This window comes from Paracoccus zhejiangensis, assembly GCF_002847445.1.
In the GTDB taxonomy this organism is placed as follows: Bacteria; Pseudomonadota; Alphaproteobacteria; order Rhodobacterales; family Rhodobacteraceae; genus Paracoccus; species Paracoccus zhejiangensis.
In genome coordinates this window covers 3,871,624-3,891,491 of the sequence record NZ_CP025430.1, presented here as the reverse complement: position 1 = coordinate 3,891,491, position 19,868 = coordinate 3,871,624, and the positions used below count along the sequence as shown (strand labels likewise).

At 65.3% G+C, this 19,868-nt stretch carries 19 protein-coding genes and 1 tRNA gene; 8 read left to right on the top strand and 12 right to left on the bottom strand.

Annotated elements, in window-relative coordinates; all coding sequences use genetic code 11:
• Positions 1-2,214: a DUF11 domain-containing protein gene (locus tag CX676_RS18910; RefSeq protein ID WP_198590243.1), complete on the bottom strand. Its 2,214-nt coding sequence runs from the start codon at positions 2,212-2,214 to the stop codon at positions 1-3.
• A gap of 133 nt (positions 2,215-2,347) precedes the next feature.
• On the opposite strand from CX676_RS18910, the gene istA reads away from it, so the two are divergent.
• A complete protein-coding gene (gene istA / locus CX676_RS18905; RefSeq protein ID WP_101752186.1) occupies positions 2,348-3,877 on the top strand; it encodes an IS21 family transposase in 1,530 nt (509 codons plus the stop codon).
• Complete coding sequence (gene istB, locus CX676_RS18900) at positions 3,867-4,661, top strand: IS21-like element helper ATPase IstB (protein ID WP_101751536.1); 795 nt, start codon at positions 3,867-3,869, stop codon at positions 4,659-4,661. Before istA ends, istB begins: the two co-directional genes overlap by 11 nt.
• Here the strand turns inward: istB and CX676_RS18895 are convergent.
• From CX676_RS18895 to CX676_RS18885, 3 genes are all read right to left on the bottom strand, one after another.
• A complete protein-coding gene (locus CX676_RS18895; protein WP_101753949.1) occupies positions 4,656-4,925 on the bottom strand; it encodes a hypothetical protein in 270 nt (89 codons plus the stop codon). The genes istB and CX676_RS18895 overlap by 6 nt on opposite strands.
• A gap of 3 nt (positions 4,926-4,928) precedes the next feature.
• The gene (locus CX676_RS18890; RefSeq protein ID WP_101753948.1) at positions 4,929-5,159 is read right to left on the bottom strand and encodes a hypothetical protein; all 231 of its coding nucleotides are present in this window, start codon (positions 5,157-5,159) and stop codon (positions 4,929-4,931) included.
• A gap of 785 nt (positions 5,160-5,944) precedes the next feature.
• Positions 5,945-7,213, bottom strand: coding sequence for an NADH:flavin oxidoreductase/NADH oxidase family protein (locus CX676_RS18885; protein ID WP_101753947.1), 1,269 nt, complete (start codon positions 7,211-7,213; stop codon positions 5,945-5,947).
• Positions 7,214-7,286: 73 nt separating this feature from the next.
• Here CX676_RS18885 and CX676_RS18880 point away from each other — a divergent pair, with 73 nt between their 5' ends.
• The 3 genes from CX676_RS18880 (at position 7,287) to msrA (ending at position 8,694) form a co-directional block, all read left to right on the top strand.
• On the top strand, positions 7,287-7,655 hold the full coding sequence (locus CX676_RS18880) for a MerR family transcriptional regulator (RefSeq protein WP_101753946.1): 369 nt from the start codon (positions 7,287-7,289) through the stop codon (positions 7,653-7,655).
• Positions 7,656-7,747: 92 nt separating this feature from the next.
• Positions 7,748-8,191: a peptide-methionine (R)-S-oxide reductase MsrB gene (msrB, locus tag CX676_RS18875; protein ID WP_101753945.1), complete on the top strand. Its 444-nt coding sequence runs from the start codon at positions 7,748-7,750 to the stop codon at positions 8,189-8,191.
• On the top strand, positions 8,191-8,694 hold the full coding sequence (gene msrA, locus CX676_RS18870; RefSeq protein WP_101753944.1) for a peptide-methionine (S)-S-oxide reductase MsrA: 504 nt from the start codon (positions 8,191-8,193) through the stop codon (positions 8,692-8,694). Before msrB ends, msrA begins: the two co-directional genes overlap by 1 nt.
• Before the next feature lie 90 nt (positions 8,695-8,784).
• On the opposite strand, the gene CX676_RS18865 is transcribed toward msrA, so the two are convergent.
• Together CX676_RS18865 and CX676_RS18860 are read right to left on the bottom strand one after the other, a co-directional pair.
• On the bottom strand, positions 8,785-10,050 hold the full coding sequence (locus CX676_RS18865) for an SLC13 family permease (protein ID WP_101753943.1): 1,266 nt from the start codon (positions 10,048-10,050) through the stop codon (positions 8,785-8,787).
• Positions 10,051-10,184: 134 nt separating this feature from the next.
• On the bottom strand, positions 10,185-11,099 hold the full coding sequence (locus CX676_RS18860) for a LysR family transcriptional regulator (protein ID WP_101753942.1): 915 nt from the start codon (positions 11,097-11,099) through the stop codon (positions 10,185-10,187).
• 110 nt (positions 11,100-11,209) lie between these two features.
• Between CX676_RS18860 and CX676_RS18855 the strand changes: the two genes are divergently transcribed.
• The 3 genes from CX676_RS18855 (at position 11,210) to CX676_RS18845 (ending at position 15,005) form a co-directional block, all read left to right on the top strand.
• Positions 11,210-12,283, top strand: a complete 1,074-nt coding sequence (locus CX676_RS18855; protein WP_101754446.1) for a tartrate dehydrogenase — start codon at positions 11,210-11,212, stop codon at positions 12,281-12,283.
• A 7-nt stretch (positions 12,284-12,290) separates the two neighbouring features.
• Entirely contained in the window at positions 12,291-13,547 is a 1,257-nt protein-coding gene (locus CX676_RS18850; RefSeq protein WP_198590242.1) for a glycerate kinase type-2 family protein, read from the top strand.
• 225 nt (positions 13,548-13,772) lie between these two features.
• Complete coding sequence (locus CX676_RS18845; RefSeq protein ID WP_157935992.1) at positions 13,773-15,005, top strand: DUF2254 domain-containing protein; 1,233 nt, start codon at positions 13,773-13,775, stop codon at positions 15,003-15,005.
• Between the two features lie 94 nt (positions 15,006-15,099).
• Here the strand turns inward: CX676_RS18845 and CX676_RS18840 are convergent.
• The 6 genes from CX676_RS18840 to CX676_RS18815 form a co-directional block, all read right to left on the bottom strand.
• Positions 15,100-15,176 (bottom strand) — tRNA-Arg (locus tag CX676_RS18840).
• A gap of 54 nt (positions 15,177-15,230) precedes the next feature.
• Positions 15,231-15,917, bottom strand: coding sequence for an ABC transporter ATP-binding protein (locus tag CX676_RS18835; protein ID WP_101753939.1), 687 nt, complete (start codon positions 15,915-15,917; stop codon positions 15,231-15,233).
• A complete protein-coding gene (locus tag CX676_RS18830) occupies positions 15,917-16,660 on the bottom strand; it encodes an ABC transporter ATP-binding protein (protein WP_101753938.1) in 744 nt (247 codons plus the stop codon). The genes CX676_RS18835 and CX676_RS18830 overlap by 1 nt, the downstream gene beginning before the upstream one ends.
• Positions 16,657-17,601, bottom strand: a complete 945-nt coding sequence (locus CX676_RS18825; RefSeq protein WP_101753937.1) for a branched-chain amino acid ABC transporter permease — start codon at positions 17,599-17,601, stop codon at positions 16,657-16,659. Before CX676_RS18825 ends, CX676_RS18830 begins: the two co-directional genes overlap by 4 nt.
• Complete coding sequence (locus tag CX676_RS18820; protein ID WP_101753936.1) at positions 17,598-18,515, bottom strand: branched-chain amino acid ABC transporter permease; 918 nt, start codon at positions 18,513-18,515, stop codon at positions 17,598-17,600. Before CX676_RS18820 ends, CX676_RS18825 begins: the two co-directional genes overlap by 4 nt.
• Positions 18,516-18,579: 64 nt before the next feature.
• The gene (locus CX676_RS18815) at positions 18,580-19,743 is read right to left on the bottom strand and encodes an ABC transporter substrate-binding protein (protein ID WP_101753935.1); all 1,164 of its coding nucleotides are present in this window, start codon (positions 19,741-19,743) and stop codon (positions 18,580-18,582) included.
• Between the last annotated feature and the right edge of the window lie 125 nt (positions 19,744-19,868).

Here is a 19,868-nt window from a genome sequence, read left to right as displayed (position 1 = left end):
TCACTGAATCTGCTTCGAGGTGCGCTCGATATTCAACTTGTAGCGCCCGCGATCCCGCCACAGATCGGTCAGCAGCTGCTCGACCGCATCCAGTCGCGCATCGATCAGCCGCCGGTCCTCGCCCCGGTGGTAATAGGAGAGGCGGATCATTCCCGGTGTGCTGCGGATGCTCTCGACCAGTTGGGCGATGCCATCGCTGAGCGGTCGGGTCATCTCGGCCGAGCCGGGCTGGAAGGCGGCATCCATCAGGTCCACATCGGTAACCTTGCCGATCGAGACGCCGAAGTTGATGCGCACCATCTTGCCCGCCGTCGCCCGCACCACGCGCGGGTTTTCCGTGGTGACGCGATAGCCCGTCGGCAGCGAGCGGGTGTCGAGCTTCAGCGAGATGTTCTCGCCGGTGCCGCCCGGCAGCGCCGCGCAGGGCAGGCTGAAGCGGCCATGCTCGTCGGTGGTGATCAGCTCGCCCGCCAGCGTCACGACCCGGGCGCCGGCAATACCGGTCTCGCCCTCGTCCTGATAGCCGTCCATGTCGCGGTCGTCGAAGACCTTGCCGATCACATCGCTGCAATCGAACACATGTTCAGCGCGCCGGGTGATCTCGGCCTCGGCCACGTCCGAGATGGTATTGCCCTCGTCATCGGTGGCCCAGGTCCGGTTCACCGCCGTCTCGCCGGCCTCCATCGTGGTCACCCGCGCATCGAAGGTGATGACCAGGCTCTCGCCCAGGGCGATGTCCACGGGCGACCAGACCAGGCTGCGGCCAGCGACCACGGGATCGACCTCCTCGCCCGCGATCCGGGCGCTGTCGGGCACGTATTGCACCGCCGGCGGCAGCTCGTCGAGGATCCGGACGTCGATGGCATCGACCGTGCCGGTATTCTCGAAGGTCAGCGTATAGGTGATGATCTCGCCCATTTGCGGGTTCTGGTTGCTGACCGATTTCGAGGCATCAAGCTCGGGATCGTCGGTGATGAGCAGCATCACAGTCGGCCCGTCGGGGCCTGCATCCGGGTCGGTGGGGTCGTGGGACAGGTCGGTCACGCGTGCGCCCTGCGGATCGGTGCCCGAGGCGGTCGCGATGTTGTCGACACGGCCGCGATCGAGATCGGCCTGGGTCAGCGCATAGACAGCGGTGAAGGTGGTCTCGTCGCGGTCGCCCGGGGCCATGCTCGCGATCGGTCCGCCGGTGACGGCGACCAGATCGTCATCAATGCTGACATCGGTCAGGGTGACATTGCCGGTGTTGATGACGGTGAAGCTGTAGCTGATGGTATCGCCCAGCTCGGCAATGCCATCGCCGCCATCGTTCAGGGTCGCGCTTTTCTCGACCGACAGTTCGGGCATGGCGGGCAGCAGGACGATGGTCGGATCATCCGGGTTGCCATCGTCATCGGGGTCGGCATTTGTGGGGTTGGCCGGGTCGTCCGAGACATCGGTATAGGTCACGCCAAAGGGATCGATACCCGAGGCGCTGGCCGAGTTCTCGAACCGGCCGGCATCCAGGTCTTCCTGCGTCAGCACATGGACGGCACTGAAAGTGGTGCTATCCGTGGCCCCTGCCGCCAGGCTGGCGATCGGGCCGCCGCTGACCGTCACCAGCGGGTCACTGACGGTCACATCGGTCAGCGGCACGGTGCCAGTATTGCGGACGGTGAAGGCATAGGTGATGCGGTCGCCGACATTGGCCACCCCGTCCCCGCCATCATCCAGCGTCGCGATCTTGTCGAGCATGATCCCCGATTCGGTGACCAGGATGGTCGCCGTCGCGGTCGAACAGTTCTCGGGGTTCAGGTTCTCGCAGATCGTATACTCGTAAGTATAGGTGCCGGCGGTGGTCCCGGGGTCAATCGTGATGGTACCGTCCGGGTTCATGATGATCCTGCCGGCGGCCGGCGCCGGCGCGGTGCCCGGGGTCAGGGTGATCAGCGCCGGATCGACCGCCACGCCGTTCAGCGTGTCATTCAGCAGAACCGAGGGCAGGTCGCCGCCGCCCTCGCCCGCGACGGGCTGGTCGGACAGTTCGTCGTCCACCGCTTCGATGATCGACATGCCAACGGTTACGGTCGCCGTCGCGGTCGAGCAGTTATCGGGATTCAGGTTCTCGCAGATGGTATAGGGGTAGCTATAGGTGCCGGCGGTGGTGCCGGGGGCGACCGTGATGCTGCCGTCCGGGTTCATGGTGATCGAGCCGGCAGCCGGCGTGGGTGCCACGCCTGGGGTCAGGGTGATCAGTGTTGATTTCCACCCAGAACTGACCCGGGTTGGCGCGTAATTTCCATTGAGATTTGACCCATGTGACCCTTCCCCAACGCGATCAGCGGCGGGGAGCAACGGAGTGATCCACATGGGACTTTTGAATATCATCCGGCGGATGGCGCTGCGTGAGAAGCTGCCGATCCGCGAGATAGCCCGCCGGACCGGGCTATCTCGGAACACCATCAAGAAGTATCTGAACGCGGGCACGATCGAGCCGAAGTTCTCGGTGCCTGAGCGCCCGAGCAAGATCGATCCGTTCGCCGAGAAGCTCGCGGCTTGGCTGAAGACTGAGACGACGAAGTCGCGCAAGCAGCGCCGGACATTGAAGCAACTCTACGCCGATCTGGTCGCGCTCGGCTATACCGGTTCCTACAATCGCGTCGCCGCCTTTGCTCGTGACTGGCGCGCCGACCGGCAACGCGAGCAGCAGACCACGGGACGCGGTACCTTCGTGCCGCTGGCCTTCCGCCCGGGGGAGGCCTTCCAGTTCGACTGGAGCGAGGATTACGCGGTGTTGGGCGGAGAACGCACCAAGCTGCAAGTCGCCCATATCAAGCTGTCACACAGCCGGGCTTTCCTGGTTCGCGCCTATCTGCTGCAAACCCACGAGATGCTGTTCGACGCCCATTGGCATGGCTTTCGCGTCTTCGGCGGCGTTCCTGGGCGGGGAATCTACGACAACATGAGGACCGCTGTGGATCGCGTTGGCCGCGGCAAGGAGCGTCAGGTCAATATGCGCTTCCTCGCCATGGCCAATCACTATGTCTTCGAGCCGGAATTCTGCAATCCGGCGTCGGGCTGGGAGAAGGGACAGGTCGAGAAGAACGTCCAGGATGCGCGCCCGCGGCTGTGGCAGCCAATGCCCAACTTCCCGGACCTGGCAGCCCTGAACGCCTGGCTGGAGCAGCGCTGCATGGAACTGTGGCGGGAGATCCCACATGGAACCCGTGCCGGCAGCATCGCCGATGCCTGGACCGAGGAGCAGGCCGCGCTGATGGCCCTGCCGCCTGCCTTCGATGGCTTTGTCGAGCAAAGCAAGCGCGTCTCACCGACCTGCCTGATCAGCTTCGAGCGCAATCGCTACAGCGTGCCGGCGTCTTTTGCCAATCGCCCTGTGAGCCTCAGGATCTATCCCGAGCGCCTGGTCATTGCCGCCGAAGGGCAGATTTTGTGCGAGCATGAGCGGGTGATCGAGCGCTCGCACCACCTGCCGCCGCGCACCATCTACGACTGGCGGCATTACCTCGCCGTCATCCAGCGCAAACCCGGTGCCCTGCGCAACGGAGCCCCGTTTGCCGAGTTGCCCGCTGCCTTCAAACGGCTGCAGGAGCAGATGCTACGGCGGATTGGCGGTGATCGCGAGATGGTCGATATCCTGGCCTTGGTCCTGCATCACGACGAGCAAGCGGTGCTGACCGCGGTCGAACTTGCCCTGTCCGAGGGCGTCGCGACCAAGACCCATGTGCTGAACATTTTGCACCGCCTGATCGACGGAAAGACCGACGGACCACCCATCGACACGCCCCAGGCTCTGCATCTGCGCCGAGAGCCCAAGGCCAATGTCGAACGCTATGATGGCTTGCGCGCGCACATGACCGGAGGCCGCCATGCGTCATGATCCTGCCAGCGGCGCCATCGTGATCATGCTCCGCAGCCTCAAGATGCATGGCATGTCGCAAGCCGTCACCGATCTGATCGAGCAAGGCGCACCAGCCTTCGAAAGCGCCGTGCCGATCCTCACCCAACTGCTGAAGGCCGAAATGGCCGAGCGAGAAGTTCGCTCAGTCGCCTATCACATGAAGATCGCCCGCTTTCCCGCCTATAAGGACCTGTCAGGCTTCGACTTCTCGGCCAGCGAAGTCAATGAGGCGACTGTGCGCCAGCTGCATCGCTGCGAGTTCATGGGCGGCGCCGAGAACATTGTCCTGATCGGCGGCCCAGGCACCGGGAAGACCCATGTCGCAACCGCCATTGGCATTCAGGCCATCGAGCATCATCGCCGTAAGGTCCGGTTCTTCTCGACCATAGAACTGGTCAACACGCTCGAGCAGGAGAAAGCGAGAGGCAGGACCGGCCAACTGGCTGAAACCCTGATGCGGCTGGATCTCGTGATCCTGGACGAGTTGGGATACCTGCCGTTCAGCGCATCAGGCGGCGCATTGCTCTTTCACCTGCTGAGCAAGCTTTACGAACGCACAAGCGTCATCATCACCACCAATCTCAGCTTCAGCGAATGGGCGACGGTCTTTGGCGATGCCAAGATGACCACCGCGCTACTCGATCGCCTGACCCACCGCTGTCACATCCTGGAAACCGGCAATGACAGCTTCCGCTTCAAGGCAAGCTCGGCTGCTGCGACCAGAAAAAAGAAGGAGACCTCTGATGTCTTGACCCGGTCATGACCCGACCAACATAATCTCAAGGTGGGTCAATTCTCGATGGAAAACCCGGGTCAGTTCTGGGTGGAAATCAACAATCTGTGCCGAAGCCGTGTCCGCCGTTCCCGCGAGCCCCCCCACCGCAATCAGGGCGGCGGCGGCAGCGCGGCGCAGGGCCGAGGCGTGACGGCCAAGCGCGGCTGACCAGCCAGCGCGCTTCGTGGTGGGCTCGATCTCGGCGGGGCTGTCGGTGCGAGAGCTGGAACGCAAGAATTTACCGATGGACATGGCTCAGCTCTCCGACGCGGCCGGCGCGGTGCAGGGCACGGCCGGGTAGATCTTCTTGGACTCTATGGTGAACGTCTCGCCGAACTGGGTCTGGTGACGAGGCTGGCGAAGTTGGGGGTGACCCTCGGACAGGACAGGATGCCGCATGGCGATCCGGCAGCCCTGCGGATACAGGGTCAGCGCATCTGTGCCGGCGACTGCCGGTTCAAGCGCGGTCTCGCGCGGCCAGAACAAGGGCCGCTCCTGCTGCGTCGGCGAAGCGGCGCAACCTGAACGGGTATTATTCGGTCCGTCGAAGCCGCAGCTGACGCCAAGGTCAGTTGCTGCCAGCAAAATAGTTACCCCGTCCCCCGGTGTCCGCCGGCTCGCGGCGGACCAATCAACAAAAAGTTAACCATGTTGAGGTGCTTTGAGCAGGTGTTTGCCGAATTGCCTACTTGGCTAAATAGCCAGTGTTGCAGTCCTGCACCTCTGCACAGAGTGCAAATGGTTAATATTGCTTGATAAAAAATCGTTTCTTAACAAACGATTAAAATTTCCCTGGCGACTTGACCCTCGTTTCATGCCGTAACGTCACCTGCCCCTCGATACTGTTCCGAGGGTAGGAAACTGTCGGTCGCCGGTAACCTGCCTTGCCATGTAGCAGCCTGACCACAGTGCTTATTGCAACCAAAGGATGTATCGTTAGGCTGATTCGCACAGCCGAGAAATTGTTGCGCTGCTGGGCCATAAGTAGTCCTGGGCAGGTAATCGTGCAGCCCTGTTGGAGCACCCCCTGCGACATCGGACAGCGCGCCTACCCGGGGCGTTCTGTCTGGGTGTCTATGACCTCGCCTGCAAGAAAGGTCCTCATTCTAAACGCTCAGTAACTGGCAGGCAGCCCGCGTTGGCATAAGGGTTCGGACGGCAGCTGCGATAAGGGTGCGTGCGATGCCCGATCTCCTGCAGGCGCAACGCTACCTTGCCATGCGTCTTGCTGCCGCCCCTCCCCTGCCCCATGCCGGGACTTGCCGCAGCCCTCACCGCTCGGCGCGCTGGCTCAACCAGTTGCGATACTGGCGGTTGCGAAGCCGCGTGCGGATCTGGTCGCGGATCACCACGCCGGGTGCCCATGCACTGAAGGTCGGCGCGCGGCCCTTGCCCATGCGTTGCAATTGCAGCTTGGCCAGCGCCATGGTGGCAAGGCCGGCAAGCGGTTTGCTTTTCCAGCGCACCACCGGCACGTCCACCACGCGCTCGGCCCGGCGCCACTGCTTCGGCAGGTCGGGCGCATAGGCCATCGCCTGCGCGATACCGACCATCGCCACACCGGCGCGACCGTCCTCGGGCGCCAGCGCATCGTCGGCGGTGGCGAGGCGCCGGATGCCCCCGGTCACCATGATCGGCATTTGCGCAACCGTCACGATGTCGCGGGCGAAATCGACGAAATAGGCTTCGCGCGCCCGGGTGCTGGCGCTGGCGGGCCGGCCTTGCATGGCCGGGCTTTCGTAACTCCCTCCCGAGATTTCCACGAGGTCCACCGCCTCACCGTTCAGCAGCTGCACCACGGCCACGGCATCCGCCGCCTCGAACCCGCCCTTCTGGAAGTCGGCCGAGTTCAGCTTGACCCCCACCCCGAAGCCGGGGCTGACGCGGGCGCGGGTGGCGCGAACTATCTCGATCAGGATGCGGGCGCGGTTTTCAAGGCTGCCACCCCAGCGATCCTCGCGCTGGTTGGTCAGCGGCGACAGGAACTGGCTCAGCAGATAGCCATGGGCGGCATGGATCTGCACCCCGTCGAACCCGGCCTTTTCAGCCAGTGCCGCCGTCTCGGCAAACTGGCCAATGACGCGGGCTATATCGGCCTCGGTCATCGCGCGGGGCTTGGTGAAAAGCTTGGAATAGCCCGCGATCTCAACCGGAACGGCAGAAGGCGCGATGGCTTCCGGGTTGGTGGCGACATAGACCTGCCGGCCCGGATGGTTGATCTGCATCCACATCCGCGCGCCATGGGCCTTGCCCGCTTCGGCCCAGGCCCGGAACGGGTCCAGCGGCTGGCGCGCGTCGAGGATCACCCCGCCCGGCCCGGTAACGGCATCGGCGGCCACCATGACATTGCCGGTCATGATCATGCCCGCCCCGCCCTCGCCCCATTGCCGGTAAAGGCCCAGCAGGTCGGCGCCCGGCAGATGCCGGCGGTCGGCCATGTTTTCCTCCATCGCCGCCTTGGCGATGCGGTTGGGGATGACCTGGCCGTTGGGCAGGGTCAGCGGGTCGAAAAGCGTCGGGTTCTGCGAGAAATCCAGCATGGTTGCGATCCTTGATCTCGGTTCGCAGCCTATATAGGGTTTGAACCTAGGTTTAAGGTCAAGGGCCCTCGCCATGAAAATCGGAGAAATCGCGAAAGCCGCGGGCGTCACCACCTCGCGCATCAGGTTCTACGAGCGTGAAGGGATCATTCCGGCGGCAGAGCGCGGTCCGAATGGCTACCGCGACTATGACACGAGGCTGATCACCCTGCTGCAGTTCATCGAGCAGGCGCAGAGCCTTGGCTTCACCCTGCGCGAGATCTCCGATGTCGAGATCGGCACCGGTGAGCATATCGTCTCCTGTACCGACGCGCTGGCGCTTCTGGGCAAGAAGCGCGAGGCGATCATCGCGCTGATCGCCGAGGCTAGGGAGCGCAAGCGCCGGATCGAGGCGCTGATGGCCGAGTTGGAGGCCGGCCGGACAGTCCAGCCGGTGGGTTGAGCCGACGGGGGGAGAAACGATCCTGCGAGCCCATTGGAAATTTGCGGCTGGCCTGCCTACATATCCGGCAGCGAACAACAAGGGGACCAAAGATGAGCTACACGAAATCCGACGACGCCATTTCCCGCCTGACCCCGGAACAGTATCGCGTGACGCAGGAGAACGGCACCGAGCGCGCCTTTACCGGCGAGTATGACCATCACTTCGAGCCGGGCATCTATGTCGACATCGTCTCGGGCGAGCCGCTGTTTGCGTCCTCTGCCAAGTTCAACTCGGGCTGCGGCTGGCCGTCGTTCTCGAAGCCGATCGTCGAAGCCAACGTGAACGAGTTGCGCGACACCACCCATGGCATGATCCGCACCGAGGTCCGTTCGGCCCATGGAGACAGCCATCTGGGCCATGTCTTCCCCGATGGGCCGCGCGAGATGGGCGGACTGCGCTATTGCATCAACTCGGCCAGCCTTCGTTTCGTCCCGAAGGACGAAATGGTGGCCGAAGGTTACGGCGATTATCTCGATCAGGCGGAGGGCAAGTGATGAGCGAACGTGCTGTTCTGGCCGGGGGCTGCTTCTGGGGCATGCAGGATCTGATCCGGCGCCTGCCGGGCGTCACCGCGACTCGCGTCGGCTATACCGGCGGCGATGTGGCGAACGCGACCTATCGCAACCACGGCAGCCATGCCGAGGGGATCGAGATCCTGTTCGACCCCGCGAAGACCAGCTATCGCGCATTGCTGGAATTCTTCTTCCAGATCCACGATCCGACCACCCGCGACCGGCAGGGGAATGACCGCGGTACCAGCTATCGCTCGGCGATCTATTACACATCGGAAGACCAGCACCGGACGGCGCTGGACACGATCGCGGATGTCGATGCCTCGGGTCTCTGGCCGGGCAAGGTGGTGACCGAGGTCGAGCCGGTCGGCGCCTTCTGGGAAGCCGAGCCCGAGCATCAGGACTATCTCGAGCGCATCCCCAATGGCTATACCTGCCACTTCCCGCGCCCGAACTGGGTCCTGCCCAAACGCGCTGCGGAATAGGGCACCAAGACATGAAGACGCCGGGCGGAATGGCCCGGCGTCTGTTTATCCCGCGAGAAGAATCCCGGTGGCGATCCAGCCAGGGCGGCCCTAGGGAAAGAACGGGAACAGGATCGGCAGCAGGATCATGGCGACGACCGTCGAGACGAGGATCAGCGGCAGCCCGGCCTTGGTGTAGTCCATGAAGGTATACCTGCCCGGCCCCAGCACCATGACGTTGGCCGGCATCCCGATCGGCGTCGCATAGGCCAGCGATCCGCCGATCACCGTGGCCATCAGCACGGCGCGCGGGTCGGCACCGATCTGGGCCGAGATCGACAGGCTGATTGGCACCAGCAGCGCGGTCGTCGCGGTGTTCGACATGAAATTCGTCATCACCACGGCCAGGAGGAAGATGACAAGCAGGAAGACGAACATCGGCGTCTCCGGCCCGGTCACGCCCAGCACGGTTTCGGCAATGACCTGACCCGCCCCGGTCTTTTCCATCGCCGTCGCCAGCGACAAGATGCCGCCGAAGAGGAAGATGGTCTTGGCGTCGATCGAGCGATAGGCCTGTTCCTCGCTGATCACCCCCAGGAGGATCAGCACGATGGCCCCGATCGCGCCCGTGATATGCAGGCGAATGCCGATCTGCGCCTCGAAGATCATGCAGAGGATGGTGACCACCAACACGACCAGCGAGGCGGACTTCTTCCATTGCGGAACAGCGGCCGTCGCCGCGGTCTGACTGTCCACGGCCATCTCTTCGACCTTGTGATCGGGCAGCAGGCGGAAGCCGATGGTGGCGACGAACAGGATGCCCGCCAGCAGGATCGGCAGGCCGACAAGCCCATATTCGAAGAAGCCGAAGCTGAGCCCACTTTCCTGCAGCGCCGCCTGCGCGATCATGTTGCCGGGTGCGCCGATCAGGCTGAGATTGCCACCCATGGCCGCCGCGAAGACAATCGGCATCAAGAGGCGCGAGCGCGCGAAACCGGACCTCGCGGCAATGCCGATCACCACCGGGATCAGCACGGCGGCGGTGCCGGTATTCGACAGGAAGCCCGACATCAGCCCAGTGATCAGCATGATGGCCACGACCAGCTGCCGCTCGGTCCGGGCAAAGCGCGTGACCAGCCCGCCGATCTTGGCCGCCATGCCGGTCTGGAACAGCGCCCCGCCGATGATGAACATGTCCACGAACAGGATGACATTGCTGTTGACGAAGCCGTCAAAGGCCTCGCCCGCGTCCAAGACGCCTGTCAGCACGAGGGCGACGCAGACGATCATCGCTGTCAGGGCAAGGGGAATCCGCTCCCACACGAACATGATGATCGCGAAGAGCAAGAGCAGCAGGGTGATGGTTGCAGGGTCCAAGGTTTCCTCCCGAGTTCCGGTTCCGGCCCCCGCGACAGGGGATGGATCGTCACCGGCTTAGGCAGGCGGCTTCCGGCAGGGAATCTGCCAGAAATTATATTATTATCCGTGATAATTGCGGATCGCGCCGCGCCTCAGGCGGTCTCTTCGAGAGCCTGCAGGTTCTCGTCCAGCACCGCCAGCAGCGCATCGCGCTGCTCGTCGCGGGTGCCTCGCGCCCAGGCTGCGGCCAGGATCAGCTTGCCGCGCATCGTGCCCTCGGGCAGCAGCAGCGGCACGAAGCGGACCCCGGGCACGGCAATGCGCGAGGCCCATTTCGGCACGATGGCCAGCCCCGTTCCCGTCGCCACCAGATTGACAATGGTGTGCTTTTCCTCGGCGATCTGGGCGATCCGCGCGGTCAGCCCGGCATCGGTGAACAGCTTGATGGTGAGGTCGTGGGAATGCGGACGCGAGCGGCGATCGGGGACGATCAGCGGCACGTCGGCCAGATCCTCGACCGTCAGTTCGGCACGACCTGCCAGGGGATGCGTCTCGGGCAAGGCAACGACCGCCGTTTCAAAGAACAGCGTCTGGAAGTGGATCTTCGGGTCGCGGATATCGGGCGGGCGGCAGAAGGCGATATCCAGACTGCCGCTGAGGATGCGGGGCAGCAGGTGCATGGTCTTCTGCTCGACCAGCTGCACGTCGATCTCGGGACGGTGCGCGCGCAGCAGTTGCAGCAGTTGCGGCATCAACCCGGCGGCGGCGCTGTCTATGGCCCCAACCTTCAGCACGGCGGTTTCGCTGCGCCTGACCGCCCGGATGCGCTGCTCGAAGCGATCGGCCTGCGCGACAAGGGCGCGGGCATCGTCAAGGACGGCCATCCCGGCCTCGGTCAACGCGACGTTGCGGGTGGTGCGCTGGAACAGCCGGGTCTCGAACCGATCCTCGAGCAAGCGGATCTGCCGGCTGAGCGAGGCCGGCAACATGTCCATCGCCTGCGCCGCGCGCCCGAAATGCAATTCCTCGGCCACGGCGAGGAAACACCTGATCTGCTGGATATCCATGATCGCCTCCGCCGGCAGATTATCTCACTTCTGTATATAATTCCACGCAAATTGAGGAATCGCCGTGCCGGGCGCAGCTTCGTCTCATGAACCCGAATGAGGACAGAGAGATGAAGACCTACAAGATCGCCGCCATTCCCGCCGATGGCATCGGCCCCGAGGTCATCGCCGCCGGGCTGCAGGCGCTGGAGGCGCTGGCCCGCCGCGATGGCGGCTTCGACTTTGACGTGACCGAGTTCGACTGGAGCTCGGACCGCTACAAGAAGACCGGGGCGCTGATGCCCGAGGATGGGCCCGAGCAGCTGAAGGCCTTCGACGCGATCTTCTTCGGTGCAGTCGGCGCGCCGGATGTGCCGGACCATGTGACCCTCTGGGGGCTGCGCCTGCCGATCTGCCAGGGTTTCGACCAATACGCCAATGTGCGGCCAACGAAGATCCTGCCCGGCATCACCTCGCCGCTGGCCGGGGTCGGACCGGGCGATCTGGACTGGGTGATCGTGCGCGAAAACTCGGAAGGCGAATATTCCGGCCATGGCGGCCGCGCCCACAAGGGCCTGCCCGAAGAGGTCGGCACCGAGGTCGCCATCTTCACCCGCGCCGGCGTCACGCGGATCATGCGCTACGCCTTCAAGCTGGCGCAGTCGCGGCCCCGCAAGTTCCTGACCGTGGTGACCAAGTCCAATGCCCAACGCCATGGCATGGTGATGTGGGACGAAATCGCCGCCGAGGTGTCCAAGGAATTCCCCGATGTGACCTGGGACAAGATGCTGGTCGATGCGATGACGGTGCGGATGGTGAAGAACCCGGCCTCGCTCGACACCATCGTCGCCACCAACCTGCACGCGGATATCCTGTCGGATCTGGCCGGGGCGCTGGCCGGCAGCCTGGGCGTCGCGCCGACCGCCAATATCGACCCGGAAAAGCGCTTCCCCTCGATGTTCGAGCCGATCCACGGCTCGGCCTTCGACATCACCGGCAAGGGCATCGCCAACCCGGTCGCCACCTTCTGGACCGCCGCGCAGATGCTGGAGCACCTGGGCGAGCCGGCGGCTGCCGAACGGCTGATGCGGGCGGTGGAAAAGGTCTGCGCCGATGGCGTGCTGACCCCGGATGTCGGTGGCAGCGCCAATACCCAAGAGGTCACCGATGCGGTCTGCGAAGCCATTCGCCGCGAGAATGTCTGAGGTCGCCATGCGGGACGCGGAAGCACAGGCGCTGCTGCGGCAGATGCTGGATGCGGCGATCGCGGCGGCGGATCCCGCCACGGTCCTCGCCCGTCACCTGCCCGAAAAGCCCGCCGGTCGCTGCATCGTGGTGGGGGCCGGGAAAGCCGCCGCCGCCATGGCGCGGGCGGTGGAACGGGCCTGGCCGGATGTGGACCTGTCGGGCGTGGTCGTGACCCGCTATGGCCATGGGGTGCCGACCGAGCGGATCACGGTGCGCGAAGCCGCGCATCCTGTTCCGGACGAGGCCGGGCACAGGGCTGCCGTCGAGATCCTCGAGACCGCGCAACGGGCCGGGCGGGATGATCTGGTGCTTGCGCTGATCTCGGGCGGCGGCTCGGCGCTGATGACATTGCCCGAGCCGCCGTTGACGCTGGAGGACAAGCGCGCGGTCAACCGGCTGCTGCTGGCCTCGGGCCTGACCATCGAGGAGATGAACCGGGTGCGCCGCCGCCTGTCGCGGATCAAGGGCGGCAGGTTGGCGCAGGCGGCGGCACCGGCGCGGCTGGTGACGCTGGCGATCTCCGACGTGCCGGGGGACGACCCGGCGGCGATCGCCTCGGGTCCGACGGTGCCCGATCCTTCGGCGGGCGAGAACCTGTCGCCCCTGGTGGCACGGCTGGGGCCGAACCTGCCCCTTGCCGCGCGCGAGATCCTGCTGCGCCCTCCGGTGGCTCAGCCGGCGTTCACCCCCGATTGCCGCATGATCGCCACGCCGCAGATGTCGCTGGAGGCAGCGGCGGATGTCGCCCGCGCCGCCGGGATCACGCCCCTGCTGCTGGGTGACGCGCTGGAGGGCGAGGCGGCGCAACTGGGCATCGTCCTGGCCGGGATTGCCCGTGCCGGCGCCCTGCATGGCACGCCGGTCAAGGCGCCCGCCGTGCTGCTCTCGGGCGGTGAGGCGACCGTGACCATCGGCGACAGGACGCCCGGCCGGGGCGGACGGAATACCGAGTTCCTGCTGAGCCTCGCACTCGCGCTGAACGGTCATCCGGGCATTCATGCACTGGCCGCCGATACCGACGGCATCGACGGCACCGAGGACGCCGCCGGGGCGATGATCGGGCCGGATACGCTTGCCGCGGCGGGCAAGGCCGGGCTGAGCCCGCGCGATCATCTGGACGGCCATGACAGCTACAGCCTCTTCGACCGGCTCGGCACGCTGATCCGTACCGGACCGACGCTGACCAATGTGAATGATTTCAGGGCGATCCTGCTGGGCTGATCCGGACAAGGAAACCGAGATGCTGCGCCGCGATACCCACTTGCGTCTGGCGGTCCATCGACGATGGCGAACCGCAGCAGGGCGAAGGCACCCGCGCACACGGTAATTTCACGGGCCCCCTCGCCCTGCGGCAAACCCGGTGCCATGAGCCCTCTGCCTTGCAGTATCCAGCCTTTTCCGCGAACAAGGTCGCAGGGACAGGGCAGGCCGCAGGATGGACAGGCAGTGACCAGCTGGCGCGACAGGGGATGGATTCAGCGGCTGCGCGAGCAGCTGCGCAAGATGTGGGTGCGGGTCATCCTCTACAGCCTTGCCGGGGTGGTGCTGGCACTGGTCGCGCCCTTCATGGGCCGGGTCCTGCCCTATGTGCCGCAGATCGACCTGGCATCGGGGTCGGTCGACGAACTGCTGAACATCATTGCCACCTCGATGCTGGCAGTGACCACCTTCTCGATGTCGATCATCGTCGGCGCCTATGGCTCGGCCACCTCGAACGCCACGCCGCGCGCCACCCGCCTGCTCGAGGAGGATCGCACCGCGCAGACCGCCGTTTCGGTCTTCATCGGCTCGTTCCTGTTCAGCATCGTCGGAATCATCGGCCTGTCGGCGGGGCTTTATCCGGACAACTCGCGGGTGCTCCTGTTCGTGGCGACGCTGGCCGATATCGCGCTGATTGCCTGGGCGCTGGTGCGTTGGGTTACCCATCTGAACGATTTCGGCCGCATGAGCGACATCATCGCCCGGATCGAGGAAGCGGCGAAGCCCGCCGCACGGCTCTATCGCGACCACCCGGCCCTTGGTGCGATCCCGCGGGCGGATGCCCTGCCGGACGGGCTGCCGCTCGTCTCGTCGATCCTGTCGGGCCATGTCCGCCATGTTGACCTGCAGAAGTTGCAGGCCCGCGCCGGGCAGTGTGGCATCAAGGTCCAGATCCTGCGGATGCCCGGGAAATATGTCCACCGCGGCGAGGCCCTGCTGCGCCTGACCGGCCCGGTGGCCGAAGCGGATCACATCGCCCTCAGGCAGGCCTTCTCGCTTGGCGAGGCGCGCAGCTTCGACCAGGACCTGGGCTACGGGCTGACCGTTCTTGGCGAGGTTGCCAGCAAGGCGCTGTCGCCCGGCATCAACGACCCTGGCACCGCCATCGAGGTGCTGCGCGCCGGTACCCGTGTGCTGGAAGTCCTCCACGAGCAGCGCGCGACGCGGGATCAGGTCACGTTCGACCTGGTCTATGCGCCGCCGCTGGATCTCGAGCGGCTCTATGCGGTCTTCTATACCCCCATCGCCCGCGACGGTGCCGGCCTGCTGGAGGTGCAGGAAAGCCTGCAGGACTGCCTGGCCGCCGTGGCCCGCTTTGGCGACGCGCCCGCCGCCCGCCGCGAGGCCGAGCGGGCAAGGGCACGCGCAGAGGACGCGCTGACCGAGGATTGGGAACGCAAGGCGCTTGCGCAGGCCTGATCTGCACCGGCGCAGGCAACGATTGAGCCAATCGGTTGGTGGCGCTGTGCCGCAGGCGGTGCGAGTATCGCGTCTGACGTCTGAGGAAAAATATTGGCGCACCCGAGAGGATTCGAACCTCTGGCCTCTGCCTTCGGAGGGCAGCGCTCTATCCAGCTGAGCTACGGGTGCAGCGAAGGTGTCAATAACCGGGCTTGGCGGGCGGTGCAACGGGTAATGCGGCGATCAGACATGCAGATAGCGGTCCTTCACCGCATCCGAGGCCGCCATCTCGGCGTTGCTGCCGGTCCAGACCACGCGACCCTTCTCGATCACCACGTGGCGGTCAGCGAGGCGGGTCAGGGCATCGACGTTCTTGTCGACGATCAGGATCGCCTCGCCCTCGGCTTTCAGCGCGGCGAGGCAGGCCCAGATCTCGTCGCGGATCAAGGGCGCCAGCCCCTCGGTCGCCTCGTCCAGCACCACAAGGCGCGGGTTCGTCATCAGCGCCCGGCCGATGGCCAGCATCTGCTGTTCGCCGCCCGAAAGCTGGTGGCCCATATGCCCGGCACGCTCGCCAAGCCGGGGAAACAGCGCCAGAACCCGGTCCAGCGTCCAGGCACCCGGGCGCGCGGTGGCGACCAGGTTCTCGCGCACGTCGAGCCGGGGAAAGATCTGCCGTCCCTCGGGCACCAGCCCCAGCCCGGCCTGCGCGCGGCGATGCGGCGCGGCGCGGGTCAGATCGGTGCCGCCCACACTGACCCGGCCGGCGCGGGCCGGCAGCAGGCCGAAGATGGTGCTGATGGTGGTGGTCTTGCCCATGCCGTTGCGGCCCAGAAGCGTGACCACCTCGCCCGGATCGACATGCAGGTCGATGCCGTGCAGCACCAGGCTTTCGCCAAAGCCCGCCTGCAATCCCTCGACCCGCAGCATCAGGCGTCCTCTCCCAGGTAGGCGCTGCGCACCTGCCGGTCGGCGCGGATCGCCTCGCCGGTGCCGGTGGCGATGAGGCGGCCATAGACCAGCACACTGATGCGATCCGCAAGCGCAAAGACCGCGTCCATGTCATGCTCGATGAGCAGCACCGTCACCTCGCCCTTCAGGCTGCCGATGACCCGGATCAGCCGCTCGGCCTCGGGGCCCGACGTGCCGGCCAGCGGCTCGTCCAGCAGCAAGAGGCGCGGATTGGTGGCCAGCGCAATCGCCAGTTCCAGTTGCCGCTTCTCGCCATGGCTCAGCGATCCGGCGCGGACCTCGGCCCGGCCCTCCAGCCCGACGCGGGCCAGAGCGGCGCGGGCCTGATCGTTCAGCGCGGTCTCGGATGCCACCGGGGCGAAGAAGCGGAAGCTGCTGCCTTCGCGGGCCTGAACGGCGGTAGAAACATTTTCCAGAACCGAGAAGGCCGGCAGGATTGAGGTGATCTGGAAGCTGCGCGACAGTCCCCGCCGCACCCGTTGCGGCATGGCCAGCCGGGTGATGTCGGCGCCGTTGAAGCGGACTTTGCCGCTATTGCTGGGCAGTTGACCGGACAGCTGCGAGATCAGCGTGGTCTTGCCGGCGCCGTTCGGGCCGATGATGGCGTGCAACTCGCCCTCCTCGACCGAGAGGCAGACATCATCGGTGACGGTCAGCGCGCCATAGGATTTGCACAGGTTCTGCACTTCGAGCAGGCTCATTTCGCGCCTCCGATCCGGCGGATCAGCCCGCTAACGCCATCGCGCGAGGCCAGCACCACCCCGATCAGGATCAGCCCGAAGAACAGCGGCCAATGCTCGGAAAAGCGTGACAGAAATTCCTCGAGCAGCAGCGCGATCACCGCGCCGCCAACCGCACCGATCAGGTTGCCGATGCCGCCCAGCACCACCATCACGATCAGCTCGCCCGAGCGGTGCCAGTTCATCAGCGCAGGCGAGACGAACTCGGTCTGGTTGGCCAGCATCACCCCTGCCACCGCCGCCAAGCAGCCCGAGATGACATAGGCGGTCAGCTGGAAGCGGAAGGGTGAATAGCCGATGGCCTGCATCCTCACCGGGTTCTCACGCGTGCCGGTCAGCACCCGGCCAAAGCGCGACTGGGTGATCCTCAGCGCCAGCAGATAGATCGCGAGCAGCAGGCCGAGGGTGACGTAGAACAGCACCCGGTCATTTTCCAAGAGCGGCTCGCCCAGCAGCGTCGAGCGCGCGGCCAGCGTCACCCCGTCATCGCCGCCATAGGCCGAGAGCGAGACGAAGAAGAAATAGGCCATCTGAGCGAAGGCCAGCGTGATCATGATGAAGTAGACCCCGCGCGTCCTCAGCGAGATCGCCCCGGTGACGAGCGCGAAGGGTGCCGCCGCGACGATGGCGGCCAGCAGGTGCAGTCCCAAATCGGTGATGCCGGCGCGCTGCAGGATCGCCACCGCATAGGCTCCGATCCCCAGATAGGCGGCGTGGCCAAAGCTGACCATGCCGCCATAGCCAAGGATCAGGTCCAGCGCCAAGGCGGCAATGGCGAATGCCAGGATACGGGTCGCGATGACGATCAGGAAGCTTTCGCCCAGCATCCCGGCCAGCAGCGGCAGCAGGGCAAAGCCGCCAAAGATAACGATCGCGGCGATATTGCGCAGGCGCGGGCTCATGTCTTCTGCCCGAAAAGGCCTGCCGGCCGGATCGCGAGGATCAGCGCCATCAGGATATAGACCAGCATCGGCGCCAGCGTCCGCCCGGCCTGTGCGGCGGCGGACGGGTCCATCACCGCCTTCAGGAGGATCGGGCCGAAGACGCGGCCCACCGTGTCGACGACGCCGACCAGCAGCGCCCCGGCGAAGGCGCCCTTGATCGAGCCGATGCCGCCGATGACGATGACCACGAAGGCGAGGATCAGCACGCTTTCCCCCATGCCGGTATCGACGGCAAGGATCGGCGCGACCATCGCCCCGGCAAACCCGGCCAGCATCGCGCCAAAGGCGAAGATCACCGTGAACAGCCTGCGCACATCGACGCCAAGCGCCGACAGCATGGCCCGGTTCGAGGCCCCTGCCCTGAGCCGCATCCCGATCCGCGTTCGGGTGATCACCAGCCACAGGCCAAGCGCGGTCAATAGACCTGCCGCGATGATCGCCAGCCGGAACACCGGATAGCGCAGCGGCCCGATCAGCGGGACCGAGCCCGACAGCGCCTCGGGCATGGAAACGGTCAGCGGCGCCGCGCCCCAGATGATCTCGACCGCCTCGGTGATGACCATGACGAGGCCAAAGGTCGCCAGCACCTGATCGAGATGACTTCGGTCATAGAGATGGCGGAAGATCAGGAACTCCAGCACCAGCCCGATCAGCAGCGTTGCGGGCAGCGTCAGCAAGAGGCCAAGGCCGTAGCTGCCGGTCAAGCCCGCAAAGGTGACGACCAGATAGGCGCCGATCATGTAGATCACGCCATGGGCGAGGTTCACGAAATCCATGATCCCGAACACCAGCGTCAGTCCGGCGGCGATCAGGAACAGCAGCACGCCGAACTGCAGCCCGTTCAGCAATTGCAGGAGCAGAAGATTGGTCATGCGCGCCTGCTCGGCCGAAATGGCTGGGGTGCGGATCTTGCGCCCGCACCCCGCCTCTCCCTGATCACTTCATCTGGCACTGGGATGCATAGGTGTCGGCGTAGTCATCGAAGATCGCCTTCACGACAGAGGTGGCGAACTGGCCATCCTCGCGCTTCTTAACCTCGGCCAGGTAGAAGTCCTGCACCGGGAAATGGTTCGGGCCAAAGGCGAAATCACCGCGTACCGAGGGGAAGTCGGCGGTCTCCAGTGCCGCGATCAGCGCATCCTTGTCGGCGGTGCCGCCGGCCGCGCGAACGGCCGCGTCGATCAGCTTGGCCGCGTCATAGCCATGCGCGGCATAGCTGGCCGGCACCTTGCCGAATTTGGCCTCGAAACCCTCGACGAAGGCCTTGTTGGCCTCGTTGTCCAGGTCCGGGGTCCAGTTGGTGCCCGAGAAGAAGCCGACGGCAGCATCCTGCTGCGCCGGCAGGGTCGATTCGTCCACGGTGAAGGCCGAGAGGAAGGGGATCGTCTCCAGCCCCGCCTGCCGGTATTGCTTGACGAGGTTCACCCCCATGCCGCCGGGCATGAAGGCAAAGACCGCGTCGGGCTGGGCGGCGGCGATCTGCGCCAGTTCCGCCGAGAAATCGAGCTGCCCCAGCTGGGTGAAGACCTCGCCCGCCAACCCACCATCATAGCTGTGCTTGAAGCCCGCCAGGCTGTCCTGCCCGGCCTGATAGTTCGGCGCGATCAGAAAGACGTTCTTGAAGCCTTGCTCCTTGGCATAGGCGCCCATCACCTCGTGGTTCTGGTCGTTCTGGTAGGAGACCGAGAAGAAGGCCTTGTTGCACTCGGCCCCGGCCAGATTGGACGGACCGGCATTCGGGCTGATCACGATCGCGCCGGCATCGGTCACCGGCTTCACGATGGCACCGGCAATGTTCGAGAAGATCGGGCCGACAACGATATCGGCACCGTCGCGTTCCACGAGTTCGCGCGCCTTGTTGGCGGCGATATCCGGCTTTTGCTCGTCATCGACGATGATGATCTCGGTCTTCATGCCGCCGATCTCGCCGATCTCGTCGGCGGCCTGCTGAAAGCCGTCCCGCGCCATCTCGCCCAGCACGGCGGCGGGGCCGGAGAGGGTCAAGAGCACGCCGATCTTCAGCGTGTCATCCTCCTGCGCGGCGGCGGGGCCGGCAAGGCAGGTGGTGGCGGCAAGCAGCGTGAGGATCTTGCGGGTCATGGCAGGTCAACCTTCCTGTTGGGGGCGCCCGTTCGCGGGGCCTTCGCCGTTACTCGGCGATTGCCCCTAACACGCACCGATCAGGCGGCCCGAGTCAAGAAAATTGTTTCAGGCTTGAAATAAAA

Coding starts and splice junctions, on each gene's coding strand:
- istA (WP_101752186.1), top strand. CDS start 2,348: ATGGGACTTTTGAATATCATCCGGCGGATGGCGCTGCGTGAGAAGCTG.
- istB (WP_101751536.1), top strand. CDS start 3,867: ATGCGTCATGATCCTGCCAGCGGCGCCATCGTGATCATGCTCCGCAGC.
- CX676_RS18895 (WP_101753949.1), bottom strand. CDS start 4,925: ATGTCCATCGGTAAATTCTTGCGTTCCAGCTCTCGCACCGACAGCCCC.
- CX676_RS18885 (WP_101753947.1), bottom strand. CDS start 7,213: ATGCTGGATTTCTCGCAGAACCCGACGCTTTTCGACCCGCTGACCCTG.
- CX676_RS18880 (WP_101753946.1), top strand. CDS start 7,287: ATGAAAATCGGAGAAATCGCGAAAGCCGCGGGCGTCACCACCTCGCGC.
- msrB (WP_101753945.1), top strand. CDS start 7,748: ATGAGCTACACGAAATCCGACGACGCCATTTCCCGCCTGACCCCGGAA.
- msrA (WP_101753944.1), top strand. CDS start 8,191: ATGAGCGAACGTGCTGTTCTGGCCGGGGGCTGCTTCTGGGGCATGCAG.
- CX676_RS18860 (WP_101753942.1), bottom strand. CDS start 11,099: ATGGATATCCAGCAGATCAGGTGTTTCCTCGCCGTGGCCGAGGAATTG.
- CX676_RS18855 (WP_101754446.1), top strand. CDS start 11,210: ATGAAGACCTACAAGATCGCCGCCATTCCCGCCGATGGCATCGGCCCC.
- CX676_RS18850 (WP_198590242.1), top strand. CDS start 12,291: ATGCGGGACGCGGAAGCACAGGCGCTGCTGCGGCAGATGCTGGATGCG.
- CX676_RS18835 (WP_101753939.1), bottom strand. CDS start 15,917: ATGCTGCGGGTCGAGGGATTGCAGGCGGGCTTTGGCGAAAGCCTGGTG.
- CX676_RS18830 (WP_101753938.1), bottom strand. CDS start 16,660: ATGAGCCTGCTCGAAGTGCAGAACCTGTGCAAATCCTATGGCGCGCTG.
- CX676_RS18825 (WP_101753937.1), bottom strand. CDS start 17,601: ATGAGCCCGCGCCTGCGCAATATCGCCGCGATCGTTATCTTTGGCGGC.
- CX676_RS18820 (WP_101753936.1), bottom strand. CDS start 18,515: ATGACCAATCTTCTGCTCCTGCAATTGCTGAACGGGCTGCAGTTCGGC.
- CX676_RS18815 (WP_101753935.1), bottom strand. CDS start 19,743: ATGACCCGCAAGATCCTCACGCTGCTTGCCGCCACCACCTGCCTTGCC.